The following is a 14,490-nucleotide window of genomic DNA, read 5'->3' as shown; positions in this document are numbered from 1 at the left end:
TTCAAGTCCTTTTTTTATGAAGGAGAGACATGCGTGATTTACATTGATAACAAAGATTGCTTAGACCAGTCGGAGAATTTTGCCATCGAGGAATTTGCTTTGCGACATCTCGATGAAAATGAGACGTATATCATGTTCTACAGGATGCACCCGACGGTCATTGTGGGCAAGAATCAAAATACGTTAGCGGAAATAAACCAGGACTACATAGAAGCGCATCAAGTCCAAGTGTTACGAAGACTTTCGGGAGGTGGCGCGGTTTACAATGACGAAGGGAATATCAGTTTTAGCATTATAACGAAAGACGATGGGGAAAGCTTTCATAATTTTGAACGCTTCACAAAACCGGTTATGGATGCACTGATTACACTTGGCGTTGACGCTAAATTGAGCGGTCGCAACGACATTGAAGTCGCGGGCAAAAAAATTTCTGGGAATGCGCAATTCGCCACCAAGGGGAGGCTTTATAGCCACGGAACCTTAATGTTTGATGTGAATCTAGAAAATGTCGAAAAAGCGTTGCATGTGAACCCATTGAAACTGCAGGCCAAAGGTGTGAAATCTGTTAGGTCGCGTGTCACCAATATTCGAGAACACTTGCGCGAAGATATGGATATCGCTGCTTTTAAACAAGTTTTGCTGGAATCTATTTTTAAAACGACGGACATCCCAGTGTATACTTTCACAGATCAAGATAGAGCTAAAATCGCTCAAATTCGCCGTGAACGCTATCAAAATTGGGATTGGAACTATGGTAAATCACCGAAGTTCAACGTAAAAGGAGAACAAAAATTTCCTGGTGGTCTTGTGGAAATAAGACTTCAAGTCGAAAAAGGTAAAATTACGATGGCGCAAATATTCGGCGATTTTTTTGCGACAGGGAATATCGCGGATGTGGAGCAGAAACTGCTTGGCTTGGCCTATACAAAAGACGCCATTCTCGCCTTTTTTAATAATCTTGACATTCCGAGGTATTTCGGGAAAGTCACAAAAGCCGAATTAGAAACACTATTTTTTAGATAAACTCATAATCTAAGTCTCAAGTATGATGTATTGCATAGTAGCTGTATGTTAGACTACTACTATAAACTAAAGAAGGCAGGGAACGAAATATGTGGAAAAAAATTAGTGTGATTGCAATGACAACGGTAATGGTAGGGACTCTCGCAGCGTGTGGAGATGATGATGCGAATGGTGATAATAATAACAATGGAAACAATACGCAACAAACAACAGATAGCGGTTCAAGCTCCAATACAACGACAACAGATCTAAATAATAAGAAATTTTCGATGAGCTATACAGAGGCAATTGAAATTTTCAAAAATAAGCATCCCAAAACGGATATTACTTCCGTAGAATTATCACAAGAACTTGGTAAATTCGTATATACGATTGACGGTGTAGATGATTCTAGTGAATTTGAAATGAAATTCGACGCGGATACGAAAGCTATTTTACAAGATAACAATGAGAAGTTAGACCGAGAAGATGCTAATGGTGTGGAACGGGCGAACGAGAAACTGGATTTGACAGGGATTAAAACACCGCAAGAAGCGATGACAGCAGCTTTAAAACAACAAGCAGGAACGGTAAAAGAATGGTCAATCGATCGTGAAATGAACCAAACCTATTTCAGCATTCAAGTTATGAATGGCACGCAAGAAGTGGAAGTTAAACTAGATTCCAAAACGTTAGCGGTTCTATCAACAGAACAAGATGATTAATGTTAGCCCAAACGCTCGTATGCTTAGTTTTTTATTCTAAGCATACGAGTATTTTTTTTTATACATATATTTTGCAGAGCACAAGGTAACAAAAAATAGTGCGCACTACTTTCTTTCCATCTGTGGCTTTTAATATTCGGCTTTACGTGATAAACTAATATGAAAGAATGAGAAGGAATGAGTGTTGGTTTATGGCGGGGGAAAAACTGATTCGGTTTTATCGAACGAAATTGAGTAATTATAATTTAATATATAGTTTTATGATGACAAACATCTGTTTTTTTGGTTTACTGATGGTTTTATTTATCGCTCTGCCACTCGCATTTGGCTTAGCTTTTGGTATGAATGGACTTTGGTTTGGACTTCTTGTGTACGCGATTCTTTTTTTGCTTTGCTACTACATCGTGATTGTCCGCAAAGCAAGGAAAATACTCTGGAAAAGCTATCGTTTGCGCGAGTTCAAGAAGTTACACATGTTAAAATTATGCTTGTTACGAAATTATTTAGCAAAAAATGGCTTTGCAACACCAGAGGAACTAGCCGCATTGCAAAAAGTAGTCGAAGAAGATCATGTTTTTGGGACAAAAAATTTCACGATCAAAAATATCGCGACATTGCTCGTTGTGTTAATTATGGCAGCGCTTGGAGCTGTTTTTATTTTGGAGGCGAGCCCAGAGGGACACCGTATTTTTGTAGCGGGGTTACTGGCTTTGTTAGTGGTGTGTATCGCGGTGGTTTTACGCGTTGTCGGATATGTGATCTCGCATTTTACAGATGCTAAAAAACGCAAGGCTCGGGCGCTGGCTCAGGATATTCAGGAACTCAGTGCCAGTTACATTATGGAGCGTAACACGACGTATCAGCCATATCGCGAAATGGAATTAATCATCGCTAATAATGATATTTTAAAAGAAATAATTGATGGGAAAGCGATATTTTAAGGTTAATTGAAGGGGAGTCACCAGATGAACAGAGCAGTAAACGAAACATTAGAGAGTAAGGCGTACCGTATGATTAAAGAGAAGATTCAATCAGGGGAATATCAAGTGGGGCAACGCCTTATTGAGGCGGATACTTCAAGAGAGCTTGAGTTGAGTCGGACTCCAGTGCGGAAGGCATTTGCGATGTTGACGGTCAATGGGTACTTAGAATTTGAGGATTACAAAGGGGTTATCGTTAAAAACTGTGCCATTACAAAAGAACGCTATATCGAGATGCTGGATGTTATGGAGCTATTGTTGCTAGCGACCATTGACAAGATTGAAGCGAAATCTCTTACCTTTACCAATCATCGTGTCTTAAGCAAAGCAACAGATTTTTTAGGATTAGAAGAAGCGACGGATAGGCAATGCATGGAATATCAGCGCTGGTTTCTCAATGAAATATTAAGCTACGCCAAAAATGAATATTATGTGCAAGTTGTGAATCAGTTTTATGACGACTTATTGGAGTTTGGCGAACCGGATGTTTTTCAGTCTGCAACAAAACTGTTCGAACAGACGCTTGATAATTATGTTGCTTGTGGACGTCATATTGAGTCGCGTGATTTTTCAGCAGCACGCGTCGTTGTAAAACAGATTATTAATGATCGGATTTTATTTATTTTCAGATAAAAGACGCAGAGGAGTTTTTCGTATTATGAAGAAAATTTTACGCATCGGTTTTGTGGTGCTATGTTGCCTTGTTGTCAGCGCCTGTGGTGGTCAAAATGAGACGAGTAAACCAGAACCAACCCCAGCGAAAAAGCCAGTTCCTGCCACGAAACAAGAAGAAAAGCCAGTAAAGACTGGAACGGATGTTAATCCAGAAACGCTACAAATCCCAGTATTGATGTACCATTCCATCAATACCAATGTCAAAAATAATTTAATTACACCTCCAAATGAGTTTGACGCTCAGATGAAGTGGTTGGTCGATAATGGTTATCACGCGATCACGCTTTCTGAATTAGACTCGATGCTTATTACAGGTAAAAATGTGCCAGACAAACCGGTAGTCATCACGTTTGATGATGGATATCAAGATAATTATACGAATGCCTATCCGATTTTGAAGAAGTATGGCTTAAAAGCGAACATTTTCGTTATTACGGATAAAATTGCGAAAAATAACCATTTCGATGAGGCCGCGCTGAAAGAAATGAGTAAGTATGGGATTGAGATGGAGAGCCACACGGTTCACCATCAAGAATTAAACACGCTTTCCTATGATGATCAGGTCAAAGAATTGAAGGACTCTAAAGCCGTTTTAGAGCGTCTGACGGGCAAGACGGTGAATTCGATTTGCTATCCCGTTGGTCGTTATAATGAGGATACAAAGCGTGCAGCTGAAGCAACAGGCTACAAAATGGGGTTCACTACTGAGGCTGGGAAAGCAAATAAAAATGATGGGATGTACACTTTACCGCGTGTAAGAATGGTACCAGGAATGCAAATGAAATCTGCTATCCAATAAAAAATATGTCCAATTGAAAACTAACTTTCAATCGGACATATTTTTTAATTTAGCTGAAAATGTTCATGTAACCAGTGCAATCCGAGTGTTTCAATTTCGTTTAGTTGTTCCATAAAGCTATGATCAGCACCGTCTAATTCAATCAATTTCGTGCCTTTAGGGAAAAGATCTAAACCTTGCTTCGTAATCTGCGTCAGCTCCCTCTCTAAATCACCTTCTGTTCCATGGATAATGAGAATCGGGCAGTTCACTTTTTGTAACGTCGCCGCTTGATCCATTTGGTCAAAATCAAGCAACATCTGCTTATCTAGCACGATTTCTGTGCGCCATGGATCGTCCACATAAAAAATCATACTACCACTACTTTCACATTGCGCCACCTGCTCTTTTGAAAAGTTATCGACATGTTGATAGGCAATCGCGCCAGTAACGGGCCCAGTCAGGATCATCGTTTCAATATCGGTATCGTAACAAGTAAGTGATAACCGGCCACCAAGGCTATGTCCCCAAAAAGCAAATTTCTCCATCCCGAGTTGTTGGCTATATTGTTTGGCGGCTCGTAAATCAGTGACTTGTTTTTCAAAATGGATGGCTGTATCGTCACTTTCCCCGTAACCGCCGCAATCATAGGTGAGCACATTATAACCGTTTTGTTGTAATTTTAAGGCGAAGCGATCAAATCGTCCGCTCGATGATTTATTAGATAAGAAGCCGTGTGTCATGATGATGATTGCTTTTGAAGGAGCTGCATAAAAATGACCAACCAACGTTAGTCCAGTTTCGTTTTTAAATGTGATTCGTTCCATTTTTCAGTCCTCCTTGTTTTCCATAATTCTGAGTGAATTACTATGCTTTAACTTTAACGCCAAACGGTTGATTTTTCAAGTAATAATTATTGAAATGTTGTGCTTTTGCTGTTTTTTTACGTTGGGAACAGGGTATAATGAGAAAGAGTAAAGTTAGGAGTGTGATACATATGGGGAAAGCATTATTAATTGTGAACCCTTCTTCAGGTAAAGAAAAAGGCAAGGTATACGCGGAACGGGCGCATCAGGCATTGCTAAAGCGTTTTCATGAGGTCGAGATAAAAGAGACGACCAAGGGCGGAGATGCGACCGAATTTGCTTTACAAGCAGCAACAGACGGTTACGAAGCGGTGATTGCGATGGGTGGAGATGGAACGCTAAACGAAGTTATTAATGGTATTGCAGAGCAGCCACACCGACCAGCGTTTGGTTTTATTCCACTTGGAACGGTCAATGATTTGGCGCGTTCCTTAGGTATTCCACTGCGTCCTGATCGTGCCATTAAAGCATTAGAAACAGCGCGTAAACGAACAATGGATATCGGTAAAATAGGCGACACATACTTTATGAATGTTTTAGCAGCAGGGATGATTGCCGAAGCGGTGGATAAAGTGAGCGTGGAGCAAAAAACAAAATTTGGCTCGGTAGCATATTTTGCAGAGGGATTAAAAGCATTTGCGCGACATGAATTGCTTGCGTTTGAGGTGAAATATGATGACGGGGAGTGGGATGGTAAGGCTGCGCTTGTTATCGCCAGCTTGACTAATTCTGTTGGCGGCATGGAGCAATGGGCACCGGAGGCTGAGGTAGATGACGGACTCATTCACGTATTTATTTTAACGAAACTGGGAGTCATTGATGCGGCGAAAATTTTGCCACAAATCGCACTTGGAACACTAAAAAAAGCAGACGGCGTGATGTATTTCTCGACGAGACGTTTAGAAATCGATTGTGACCAGGCGGATGTTAAAGTAAATGTGGACGGGGATCCGGGAGATGCATTTCCTATTAAAATCGAAGTTTTGCGGGAGCATCTAGATGTATTAGTGCCGGAATAAGGGCCATAAGAAAAGCATGGGTACTCCGCAACAATTGGCGTACCATGCTTTTTTATGCTTAACTCACTAGTTCGCTGATTTTATGCAAAATGGCTTGCTCAAGTAGTGGGTGATAATGGAATGACTCACAAATAACGATCTCACAATCAGGATTTATTTTTTGGAGATGCAGTCGTTCTTGATCGATGGCGACAACATGTGTTCCTGTAAAAAGGAAATAAGGTAGGATGTAGATTTTTTGGTATCGTGTACTGAGCACTTCAAGTTTCTCGGGATAGCTTGGCTCGCCTTTAATTTCGCTATGGAAGACAGGTAAATGAAGTTGGGACTCCAAAAGCTGTGCTACACTATACAGTCGTGTCGCGGGTTCATCATCGCGTTCATTGCCAAGCCCGACAAGTAATACTGCTTCTGAGTTGGTAAAATTAATACTTGTGTCTAGAATTTTTTCTTTAGCAAGAGCGATGATTTCTGGGTCAAAACCAAATGTTTTTGTCATTTTGATAGTAATATTAGAATACTTCGTCGTCAAGGAATTCAAAATGTCAGGAATTTCATATTTAATATCGCTTGCCGAAAATAGAAAAACGGGAACCACGATGAGTTCATCAGCACCAGCAGCTATCGCTTTCTCACAGGCGATTTCGATTGTTGGATAGCTCATCTTTAGAAAACCTAATTCTTGGATTATCTCGGGCCGTTTCTTTTTAATGGTGTTAATAAATGTACAAAATTCCGCATTGCCCTCAGCCAGCTGGGTGCCATTGCCAATATAAATGATTGCGCGCAAAATGATTAACTCCCTCCAAGTTATGTACTACATTGCTGTTAGTTATATTTTAACCTGCCTGAAGTCGTAAGCCAAGCTGTTTGTCGAAATAAAATTTTTAAATGTCACCAAATTGTGAACTGGCGTGAAGAGGTTACATGGCTAGATAAATCATGAAAATGTAGGATAGATAGTAATGTTAAATAATGGAGGGAAATAATTAATGGGTGAAACGGTGGATGTTGTTTATAAAGGACTTGCTAATTTAAAAAATGGCTTCAAGCCAGTTCCGGGGAAACTATTTATCACGGAGGAGTATCTAATTCATAAACCAAATGATTATTTTGTGGAGGAAGTGACAATCCCCTTTACGGATGTGGTGCGAATAGAAGGTGTAATGACGAAGATTTTAGGTCGAGATATGTTATCGAATTTGTTGGAAATCGAGACAAAAGAGGGGCATAAATTCCAATTCGTTGTTAATAAGCAGAAAAAGTGGTTGGAAGCGATGGAACAAGTGCTTACAAAACGCGGAGAGCGCAGTAAATTAATGAAAGATAAATAAGGAAAAGACTATGGGTAGCGGTACAACTCATAGTCTTTTCTTTTTGTTAGTGATGGATTTGGTTGAATTTGGCGACGGCACCGATGAGGTTAGCATCATTTCCAAAGGCGCAGGAAACGATGGTGGGAGCAACTTTTGCGATGGTGATTTTTGCTAACAGGGTATCTAGTTCGGCTTGGATGGATGGCAGGAAATCCGCACGTTCGCTCACGCCGCCCCCAATTACAATTAATTCAGGGTCGTATACATACTGCAAATTGAAAATCCCCCTAGCGAGATTGCGGTACATCGCTTCAATTTCGTCTATGGCTATCTGGTCACCAGCTTCTTTCAGTTGGAAAGCTTCTACACCGTTTAGCGATGAAAGACCTTTGCGCTTAGCGATTCGTGCGGAGGCATTAACTACGGTGCCGGTATCACTGAGGTTTTCTAATTTATCATTCATAATCATATAACCAAATTCCCCCCCATGAAGGTGAGCGCCTGCATGAATTTTTCCATCTTTAATGACAGCGCCACCAATGCCTGAACCAACAATGATAAAAAGAATATCGTGTACATTTTTTGCTACACCAAGCCAAGTTTCAGCGAGAGCAGCGCAGTTCGCATCATTTTCAAGTGTAATTGGGAGAGCTAGCTTTTCTTCGAGTAATTGTTTGAACGGGAAATGGTGAATGTAAGGAATCGCGCTAGCGCCACCGATAATACCGCTTTCATTATCGACTGCGCCAGGACAACTAAAGGCAAGACCATCCAAGGAATGCGTGCTATATGTATTTTTTGTTGCTTCTAGCGTGTTGATCAAGCCTTCTAATGTATCTGGTGTTTTGAACTTCCCTTTGTCTATAATTGCTCTATCTTGTGCTACGAGAGCATACTTGACCGCAGTTCCACCCATATCAAATGCTAATAGTGTCATGCTTTTTCGAACTCCTTTATCTTGAATTTAATCTTAAGCATACGTGGAATTCTTTGAAAAAACAAGTGTAAATAAAAATAAAGCGCAAAAATTATTTTACAATTATATTACAAAGTGTTACAATTATGTCGTACTTATTTATATCAAGGAGGAAATAAAAATGCATGTGAGCAGAGCAGAGAAGGCGCGCGTGAAACGTAAGAAACGGCGTCTGGGAATACTTTTAGCAGTCATGGCTTGCTTTTTATTTGGGGGAGTAGGAAGTGCTTATTTATTCGTACAGGCACATTCTAAAGTAACAGCAAACGAAATGAGTATGAATGATGAATCTACGGCAACAGTTAAGGCGAATATTGTGATTGATCCGAATGCGTCACTGAAAACAAAAGTGGATCTCGTCTTAAAGAAGCATCAGTTTAATGGGGCGGCTTATGTCGTCAAAGATAACAAAGTGATTATTAATCAAGGCTATGGTCTGGCGAATAAGACAACTGGGGAAGCTAATACGAGCCAAAGCTTATTTTTTATAGGCTCGATGGAAAAAGCTGTCGTAGCCACTGCAATCATGCAACTACAAGAAAAAGGGATGCTAAGCGTGGAGGACCCAATTGCTAAGTATTTCCCAACATTTCCAAACGGAGAAAGTATTAAAATCAAGAATTTCTTGGGACATACATCTGGTGTGGAAGGTAGAAAAAAAGGTAATCAAAAAATAACATCGCAACAAGTTTTAGAGGAGGTAGAAGCAGCTGGGATTAAACGGTCACCGGGAACGTGGGACTATCAAGATGATAACTATGCGGTGATGGGGCGTTTAGTAGAGGTATTAACGCATAAATCATTAGCTAGTTATTTAGCACAGTACGTCTTTGCGCCTGCTGGTATGAAATCTACAGCGATTGGTGATTCATTTTTCACACATCCAAATGAATCGGTTAGTTATAAAGTGAAGGATGGCATGCTGATGAAAACGAGTTTTGTTCAGGATACATCACAGTTGTTCGGTGCGGGAAACATGTATATGCCGCCAAAAGATATTTATCTATTTGATAAAGCTTTGGCGAGTGGTAAACTGATGAATCAGGCAAGCATGCGTAGTATGCTTCACGCTGGTGCTGGGAACTATGGTTATGGCTTTTATACACGACCTAATTTTTATATTTCCCGCGGTGTATTATACAACTATGAAACGATCAACAGCTTTTCAAAAGATCATCGCGATGCAGTCATTGTGTTCTCCAATATTCGGATGGAGAAAGATAGTGGGGCATTAGTTAAGGAAATTTATAGCGTTATGCAGTAATAAAATAGATGCGATTTGACAATTTCATGCTATAATATACAAAAAGCGAAAAAACTTCAGGAGGAATTTTTTAGTGGAAATTAAGGTTCAGAAAAAGCTTGCGACCGGGCAGGTTAGATTTGAAAGTGATTTCGGCACGTGTGAAGGAATTTGGAATGATGACGAGCCGGAGTCGAATCGCAAATATACTGTAGAAATTGAAATACCAGAGCATTTGACGGCGGCACGACTCGCTCTTAGCGACGAGAAGCATTGTATTTTGGAGAAGATAGAAGAAGAGGAGACTGTTCACATCGTTGGGCAATTAGAAGACTACGAAGAGGATGGCTTTGCTGTTTTGCGCTTGGAAGACAGTATTATCTGCTTTAATACAAAATACGATGAGCAAATCGAAGCAATGCACGGAAAATTTATTGAGTTTGAAGTAGAAAAGATACATTTAAGCAAAGTGGGCATTTAAAAAGATCGCAATTGAGCTACATGCCCAATTGCGATCTTTTTAACTTTTTTCCGTAAAGACTTTTAGCATTTGTTCTAAATCATCTTCGTTTCTGACGAATAGCAGAAGGCGCTGGCGTCCAGTTTCGATAACTAGCACACCATCCTCAGACAGGTTGATACGCTCCATCTTTTTATATTCAAAGAAGAGGAGAGCATAGAAGAAACCGTGCTCCTTGAAGATGACTCTACCTTTTCTAATAAAACAAATGTAGAAGAAAAGCACGCCGAGAATGGCTAGCAACACGGATGTAGAAATAGGGCCGTGACGCAAGAACGCGTTGGAGATAAACAGCATCGCAATCAAACCGACGAATATGTATCCATCCCATTTCCCTCGCGAACGAAGCGGGACACTAAGAACGGTTTTCCCTTTCCAAAAATGAAGAATGACGCCATCATAAACGGAAAATAAAAACGCGCCGACAATCATGATAATTAGGAAAATATTTGTTGCATCCATGCTCATTATTTACACCTGCATTCATTAAATTCTCCATTCATTGTAACATTATCCACTTAAAAAAGGAACTAAAACCATACTGTACCTAGCGTAAGGTTGCAAAAATTGTGTGAGAATATCCAAAATATCCTTGTACAATATTTCATTACATACTATAATTAGAATTTAAGTCATTCTATTTATGAAAAGGCTGTCTAAGGGAGACTTTAACGAGCGTAAAAAGGAGACTAGCATGAAAAAAATAGTAACAGTAATAGGTATACTAATTATCACGATTGGTGGAACTTTGATGTACTTGAGCCATATGAACTACTGGCCGTTTCAGGGGGATAAGGTAACAGGTGTTCCAGATGGAGAGATTAAAAATGTGCGTTCGCAACCGAGTTCAGATGAATTATCGATGCTTTTAGCTGCAAGCGGCGAAGTAGATTATAATGTGAAAGCCAAAACGATGGATGTTTATTTTGATGTGTATAAGCGGGACAAACGTGTGCGTCATGAGCGGGTAACAGCTCAAGCAGGCGAAAAAGCGGCACAGATGAACAGTCGTTTTGTTTGGGGAATTCCTGGGTCTGATATGTTTGCACCAAGTGAAATTCGCGTAATTATGAGAAATGTCCAAGAATCATATGCTCAAAATACGTTCGTTATTCCAAAAGGTATTTTTGGAAAAGAGAATGGAGATTCCGCGAGAACGCAACCATTTGAGGACGGAAAAATTAAATTGGGAGAAAAATATATATTACAATTGTGGGAGTTTAATAAAAAATACGAAGCGGGGGACAGCAATGACCCATTCTCAAAAGAATTCCTAAAAGGAAGAGAACAAACCGTCATTTTATACATGGTTTTCAACTAACAAAACCGGATTCCTCACTATTGAAAAGTGGAGAATCCGGTTTTTAATTGTTATAAAATAATTCTTCTCAAATCACGAACCAGGAACTGCGAAGATGCCTAATACATAGCCTACAATACCAAGTGCAAATAACATGAAAATAATCCAAAGCGCGTTGATTTTTTTCTTCAGCAGCCACATACAAGCGAATGTTAGTCCCAATGCAAGGATACCAGGCATCAAGCTATCCAAAATATCTTGCACAGTAGTCGTTGTTGTTTTACCTTCTTGGTTGGTCGTTTTCGAAACAACGACAGGAATATCGATGTTGGTCCATTTATTAACCAGTCCACCCATGACGAACAGTCCAAGAATGGAGGCACCTTCTGTCAGTTTCTGAATAACTCCACCGGCCATATCGGAAACCACGTCGGTCCCTTTACGGTAGCCATAGAATACGCCCCAATAACGGAAGCCAAGACGAACGGCGTTAAAGAGTACAAAGAATAGAAGCGGTCCAAAGATACTACCGGTCGATGCGAAAGATGCACCAAGCGCGGCAAATACGGGACGGATAGTTCCCCAGAAAATTGGATCCCCAACACCGGCAAGCGGCCCCATCAGACCTACTTTAATACCATTGATGGCAGCTTGGTCGATTGGTGCACCATTCGATTTTTGTTCCTCCATCGCAGCGGTTACTCCTAAAATTGGAGCTCCCATATAAGGATGTGTATTGAAAAACTCGAGATGGCGTTTGATTGCTTCAGTACGTTCTTCGCCTTCATATAAGCGATTGATGATCGGGACAACGGTAAAACAGAATCCCAAAGCTTGCATACGTTCAAAGTTCCATGAACCTTGGAATAGGTTGGAACGAATAAATACGGACATTAAGTCGCCTTTTGTCAGCTTTTTCTCGCCAACAGTTACTTTTGCTGTTTCGTTACTCATAATTTGGTTACCTCCCTTTTTTAGTCGTCTAGGTCGTCATCCAGATCGTTCGCTGGTTTCGACCCACCGCCACCTGCTGCTCCATATTGGGCAAGTGCTTCTTTTAAATAATATTTAGGGCTTAGTTGGATGTAGACAATGGCTGCTACGAGTCCAAGAACACCAAGTGCTACTAAGTTGAACGTAGTGAAAGCCGCGACTACGAAGCCGAGGAAGAAGAACGGCATTAAGTATTTCGCTTGCATCATGTTAATAACCATCGCATACCCGACAACAACGATAAAGCCACCGGAAACGTTTAGGCCGTTAACGAGCCAATCAGGAATAGCGTTTAGCATATCTGTGACAACGCTAGTACCCATCGATAAGGCAACGATTAAGACCGGAATGGCGATCCGCATCGCCTGGAGAAGCAGTGCCGTGACGTGCAGGAGATCGATGCCCCTCAGATTCCCTGTTTCTGCCATTTTATCAGCAGAGTGTTGAAATCCGACTGTAATGGTACGAACGAGAATCGTTAAGACTTGACCCGCAGCGGCTAGTGGAATCGCAAGTGAGATACCAACGCTGATGTCTTGTCCTCCTGAAATAACTAAGATAGTAGAAATTAATGATGCCAAAGCTGTATCTGGTGCAACTGCTGCTCCAATATTCATCCAGCCAAGCGCGATCATTTCCAAAGAACCCCCAATAATAATACCGGTTGTCATATCCCCAAGCACGAGACCTGTAAGCGTACAAGCAATCAACGGACGATGCGTTTGCCACTCGTCCAGAATACTACCCATACCACAAATACAAGCTACGAGGAAGACGAGAACTATTTGTAATGCATCCATATAAAATTCCCTCCCAATTTTCTTTCATTAAAATAAATTGATAATGTCAAAAGCACGCGATACGTATGTGAATTCAAAGTATATCCCTATCAGTTACAACGAAACTTACATACCTTCTTTATCTAGTAATGGAATCATCATAACTTTGCTGTCAGCCGCCACTTTACGGATTTCAAGCTCAATTCCTTTTTCGTTTAATTTACGGAAAGCTTCGATGTCTTCTGGCCCTACAGAAACAGCATTTGTAATCTGTGTTCTGCCATCACGATACGCCATACCACCAATGTTTACGGTTGTAATTGGAACGCCGGCTTCTACAAAACGAAGGACATCTGTTGGGTTTGTGAAAAGAAGCATGACGGGTGTTGTTGCATATTTAGGATTATTATAGGCACGAATTCCTTTTTCAACATCTACTACGTTTGAGACAACGCCGGGAGGGGCTACTTGTTTTAGAAGTGTGCTACGGATTTCATCTTTAGCGACATCATCATTACACACAATAATGCGCTCTACCTGCGTTTCCTTTGTCCAAACTGTGGCTACTTGACCATGGATAAGACGGTCATCAATTCTTGCTAAACGGATTTCCATTATAAATCATCCTCCTCAACGTTTTTAAGTGATTGTTTTAGTGACTTAACGCCATCTCTTCCAGCAGTTAGCGCAGTGTTTAATAGATCCTCAAAACTGCTTACTGCACGCATCGACAGGGTTTCAAGCAACATCGGAATGTTGGTACCTGTTATGACATCCATCTTTTCTTTCGGCAGAGCAATTTGGCTGGCTGCGTTGTATGGGCTTCCGCCGAACAAATCAACCATGAAAAGAACTCCCTCAGAATCATCGATAGCATCCAATTTTTCATTGAATTTTTGAATCAATGTATCTGTGTTTTCACCTGGAACAAACGTAATGAATTCGACGTTTTCTTGTTTGCCGATGATCATTTCTGTCGATTTAAGCAATTCGCGCGCCGCTTCACCATGTGTTCCAATAATGATACCCACTGGCATAATAACTCCTCCTTTTTCTCTATGAACAGGATTTTTCTACCCTTGCAATCCAAGAAGCGTGCCCATATGTATGCTTTCTTTTAACATTTGCTTCTTCAAGAGGTTCCTTATCCTGCGAAATATATGTTGGTAAATTGATACAATAAAAACGTGGCATAATACACTGCTACGCAATAGACTATCAATCCGTACATACAATGTTCATTACCCTAATAAGTTATTTTAAAAACAAAAATACGCAAAAAAAGAACGCTGCAAAAAAATTCTAAGTTAGAAATTCC

General features: G+C 40.5%; 18 protein-coding genes. 10 read left to right on the top strand and 8 right to left on the bottom strand.

All coding sequences use genetic code 11. The annotated features are described in order from the left end of the window. Nucleotides 1-33: 33 nt before the first annotated feature. The 5 genes from lplA (at nucleotide 34) to HCJ54_RS05690 (ending at nucleotide 4,181) form a co-directional block, all read left to right on the top strand. Nucleotides 34-1,023: a lipoate--protein ligase gene (gene lplA, locus HCJ54_RS05710; protein ID WP_185411321.1), complete on the top strand. Its 990-nt coding sequence runs from the start codon at nucleotides 34-36 to the stop codon at nucleotides 1,021-1,023. Nucleotides 1,024-1,112: 89 nt separating this feature from the next. Continuing rightward, nucleotides 1,113-1,727, top strand: a complete 615-nt coding sequence (locus tag HCJ54_RS05705; RefSeq protein WP_187136944.1) for a PepSY domain-containing protein — start codon at nucleotides 1,113-1,115, stop codon at nucleotides 1,725-1,727. Nucleotides 1,728-1,918: 191 nt separating this feature from the next. Next, nucleotides 1,919-2,668 carry a hypothetical protein gene (locus tag HCJ54_RS05700; protein WP_187136943.1) on the top strand — a complete coding sequence of 250 codons (750 nt, stop codon included), beginning with the start codon at nucleotides 1,919-1,921 and terminating at the stop codon, nucleotides 2,666-2,668. Nucleotides 2,669-2,692: 24 nt separating this feature from the next. Beyond that, nucleotides 2,693-3,340 carry a GntR family transcriptional regulator gene (locus tag HCJ54_RS05695; RefSeq protein ID WP_185411327.1) on the top strand — a complete coding sequence of 216 codons (648 nt, stop codon included), beginning with the start codon at nucleotides 2,693-2,695 and terminating at the stop codon, nucleotides 3,338-3,340. A gap of 25 nt (nucleotides 3,341-3,365) precedes the next feature. Next, nucleotides 3,366-4,181: a polysaccharide deacetylase family protein gene (locus HCJ54_RS05690; protein WP_187136942.1), complete on the top strand. Its 816-nt coding sequence runs from the start codon at nucleotides 3,366-3,368 to the stop codon at nucleotides 4,179-4,181. 44 nt (nucleotides 4,182-4,225) lie between these two features. On the opposite strand, the gene HCJ54_RS05685 is transcribed toward HCJ54_RS05690, so the two are convergent. Then, nucleotides 4,226-4,987 (bottom strand): alpha/beta hydrolase, encoded by a 762-nt coding sequence (locus HCJ54_RS05685; RefSeq protein WP_187136941.1) that lies wholly within the window; start codon nucleotides 4,985-4,987, stop codon nucleotides 4,226-4,228. Nucleotides 4,988-5,157: 170 nt separating this feature from the next. Here HCJ54_RS05685 and HCJ54_RS05680 point away from each other — a divergent pair, with 170 nt between their 5' ends. After that, the gene (locus HCJ54_RS05680; protein WP_187136940.1) at nucleotides 5,158-6,045 is read left to right on the top strand and encodes a diacylglycerol/lipid kinase family protein; all 888 of its coding nucleotides are present in this window, start codon (nucleotides 5,158-5,160) and stop codon (nucleotides 6,043-6,045) included. 58 nt (nucleotides 6,046-6,103) lie between these two features. Here HCJ54_RS05680 and HCJ54_RS05675 read toward each other — a convergent pair whose 3' ends face one another. Then, nucleotides 6,104-6,835: a sirohydrochlorin chelatase gene (locus HCJ54_RS05675; protein WP_187136939.1), complete on the bottom strand. Its 732-nt coding sequence runs from the start codon at nucleotides 6,833-6,835 to the stop codon at nucleotides 6,104-6,106. A 202-nt stretch (nucleotides 6,836-7,037) separates the two neighbouring features. Between HCJ54_RS05675 and HCJ54_RS05670 the strand changes: the two genes are divergently transcribed. Next, nucleotides 7,038-7,379, top strand: coding sequence for a GRAM domain-containing protein (locus tag HCJ54_RS05670; RefSeq protein ID WP_036065925.1), 342 nt, complete (start codon nucleotides 7,038-7,040; stop codon nucleotides 7,377-7,379). Nucleotides 7,380-7,425: 46 nt separating this feature from the next. On the opposite strand, the gene HCJ54_RS05665 is transcribed toward HCJ54_RS05670, so the two are convergent. Continuing rightward, on the bottom strand, nucleotides 7,426-8,298 hold the full coding sequence (locus tag HCJ54_RS05665) for an ROK family protein (protein WP_187136938.1): 873 nt from the start codon (nucleotides 8,296-8,298) through the stop codon (nucleotides 7,426-7,428). A gap of 160 nt (nucleotides 8,299-8,458) precedes the next feature. On the opposite strand from HCJ54_RS05665, the gene HCJ54_RS05660 reads away from it, so the two are divergent. Beyond that, nucleotides 8,459-9,601, top strand: coding sequence for a serine hydrolase domain-containing protein (locus HCJ54_RS05660; protein WP_187136937.1), 1,143 nt, complete (start codon nucleotides 8,459-8,461; stop codon nucleotides 9,599-9,601). Between the two features lie 73 nt (nucleotides 9,602-9,674). After that, complete coding sequence (locus HCJ54_RS05655) at nucleotides 9,675-10,061, top strand: hypothetical protein (RefSeq protein WP_187136936.1); 387 nt, start codon at nucleotides 9,675-9,677, stop codon at nucleotides 10,059-10,061. A gap of 39 nt (nucleotides 10,062-10,100) precedes the next feature. Here HCJ54_RS05655 and HCJ54_RS05650 read toward each other — a convergent pair whose 3' ends face one another. Then, complete coding sequence (locus HCJ54_RS05650) at nucleotides 10,101-10,562, bottom strand: Lmo0779 family protein (protein WP_277619711.1); 462 nt, start codon at nucleotides 10,560-10,562, stop codon at nucleotides 10,101-10,103. Nucleotides 10,563-10,794: 232 nt separating this feature from the next. Here HCJ54_RS05650 and HCJ54_RS05645 point away from each other — a divergent pair, with 232 nt between their 5' ends. Then, entirely contained in the window at nucleotides 10,795-11,421 is a 627-nt protein-coding gene (locus tag HCJ54_RS05645; RefSeq protein WP_187136935.1) for a hypothetical protein, read from the top strand. A 72-nt stretch (nucleotides 11,422-11,493) separates the two neighbouring features. On the opposite strand, the gene HCJ54_RS05640 is transcribed toward HCJ54_RS05645, so the two are convergent. The 4 genes from HCJ54_RS05640 to HCJ54_RS05625 all read right to left on the bottom strand — a co-directional run bounded on the left by HCJ54_RS05640 (nucleotide 11,494) and on the right by HCJ54_RS05625 (nucleotide 14,209). Continuing rightward, nucleotides 11,494-12,354, bottom strand: coding sequence for a PTS mannose transporter subunit IID (locus HCJ54_RS05640; RefSeq protein ID WP_036065930.1), 861 nt, complete (start codon nucleotides 12,352-12,354; stop codon nucleotides 11,494-11,496). Nucleotides 12,355-12,374: 20 nt separating this feature from the next. Continuing rightward, a complete protein-coding gene (locus HCJ54_RS05635; RefSeq protein ID WP_185409629.1) occupies nucleotides 12,375-13,193 on the bottom strand; it encodes a PTS mannose/fructose/sorbose transporter subunit IIC in 819 nt (272 codons plus the stop codon). Between the two features lie 105 nt (nucleotides 13,194-13,298). Then, nucleotides 13,299-13,787 (bottom strand): mannose/fructose/sorbose PTS transporter subunit IIB, encoded by a 489-nt coding sequence (locus HCJ54_RS05630; protein ID WP_036065932.1) that lies wholly within the window; start codon nucleotides 13,785-13,787, stop codon nucleotides 13,299-13,301. Then, on the bottom strand, nucleotides 13,787-14,209 hold the full coding sequence (locus tag HCJ54_RS05625; RefSeq protein WP_036065933.1) for a mannose/fructose/sorbose PTS transporter subunit IIA: 423 nt from the start codon (nucleotides 14,207-14,209) through the stop codon (nucleotides 13,787-13,789). The genes HCJ54_RS05630 and HCJ54_RS05625 overlap by 1 nt, the downstream gene beginning before the upstream one ends. Nucleotides 14,210-14,490 lie beyond the last annotated feature (281 nt).

The organism is Listeria grandensis, assembly GCF_014322885.1.
GTDB lineage: Bacteria > Bacillota > Bacilli > Lactobacillales > Listeriaceae > Listeria_A > Listeria_A grandensis.
Note: the sequence above shows the minus strand (reverse complement) of the source record. Positions and strands in the feature narration are given on the sequence as shown.

Bases quoted from the DNA above. Each gene is read 5' to 3' on its own strand.
- HCJ54_RS05665 (WP_187136938.1), bottom strand. From the start codon at position 8,298: ATGACACTATTAGCATTTGATATGGGTGGAACTGCGGTCAAGTATGCT.
- HCJ54_RS05685 (WP_187136941.1), bottom strand. From the start codon at position 4,987: ATGGAACGAATCACATTTAAAAACGAAACTGGACTAACGTTGGTTGGT.
- HCJ54_RS05670 (WP_036065925.1), top strand. From the start codon at position 7,038: ATGGGTGAAACGGTGGATGTTGTTTATAAAGGACTTGCTAATTTAAAA.
- HCJ54_RS05630 (WP_036065932.1), bottom strand. From the start codon at position 13,787: ATGGAAATCCGTTTAGCAAGAATTGATGACCGTCTTATCCATGGTCAA.
- HCJ54_RS05680 (WP_187136940.1), top strand. From the start codon at position 5,158: ATGGGGAAAGCATTATTAATTGTGAACCCTTCTTCAGGTAAAGAAAAA.
- HCJ54_RS05635 (WP_185409629.1), bottom strand. From the start codon at position 13,193: ATGGATGCATTACAAATAGTTCTCGTCTTCCTCGTAGCTTGTATTTGT.
- HCJ54_RS05625 (WP_036065933.1), bottom strand. From the start codon at position 14,209: ATGCCAGTGGGTATCATTATTGGAACACATGGTGAAGCGGCGCGCGAA.
- HCJ54_RS05700 (WP_187136943.1), top strand. From the start codon at position 1,919: ATGGCGGGGGAAAAACTGATTCGGTTTTATCGAACGAAATTGAGTAAT.
- HCJ54_RS05650 (WP_277619711.1), bottom strand. From the start codon at position 10,562: ATGGATGCAACAAATATTTTCCTAATTATCATGATTGTCGGCGCGTTT.
- HCJ54_RS05660 (WP_187136937.1), top strand. From the start codon at position 8,459: ATGCATGTGAGCAGAGCAGAGAAGGCGCGCGTGAAACGTAAGAAACGG.
- HCJ54_RS05705 (WP_187136944.1), top strand. From the start codon at position 1,113: ATGTGGAAAAAAATTAGTGTGATTGCAATGACAACGGTAATGGTAGGG.
- HCJ54_RS05645 (WP_187136935.1), top strand. From the start codon at position 10,795: ATGAAAAAAATAGTAACAGTAATAGGTATACTAATTATCACGATTGGT.
- HCJ54_RS05690 (WP_187136942.1), top strand. From the start codon at position 3,366: ATGAAGAAAATTTTACGCATCGGTTTTGTGGTGCTATGTTGCCTTGTT.
- HCJ54_RS05695 (WP_185411327.1), top strand. From the start codon at position 2,693: ATGAACAGAGCAGTAAACGAAACATTAGAGAGTAAGGCGTACCGTATG.
- HCJ54_RS05640 (WP_036065930.1), bottom strand. From the start codon at position 12,354: ATGAGTAACGAAACAGCAAAAGTAACTGTTGGCGAGAAAAAGCTGACA.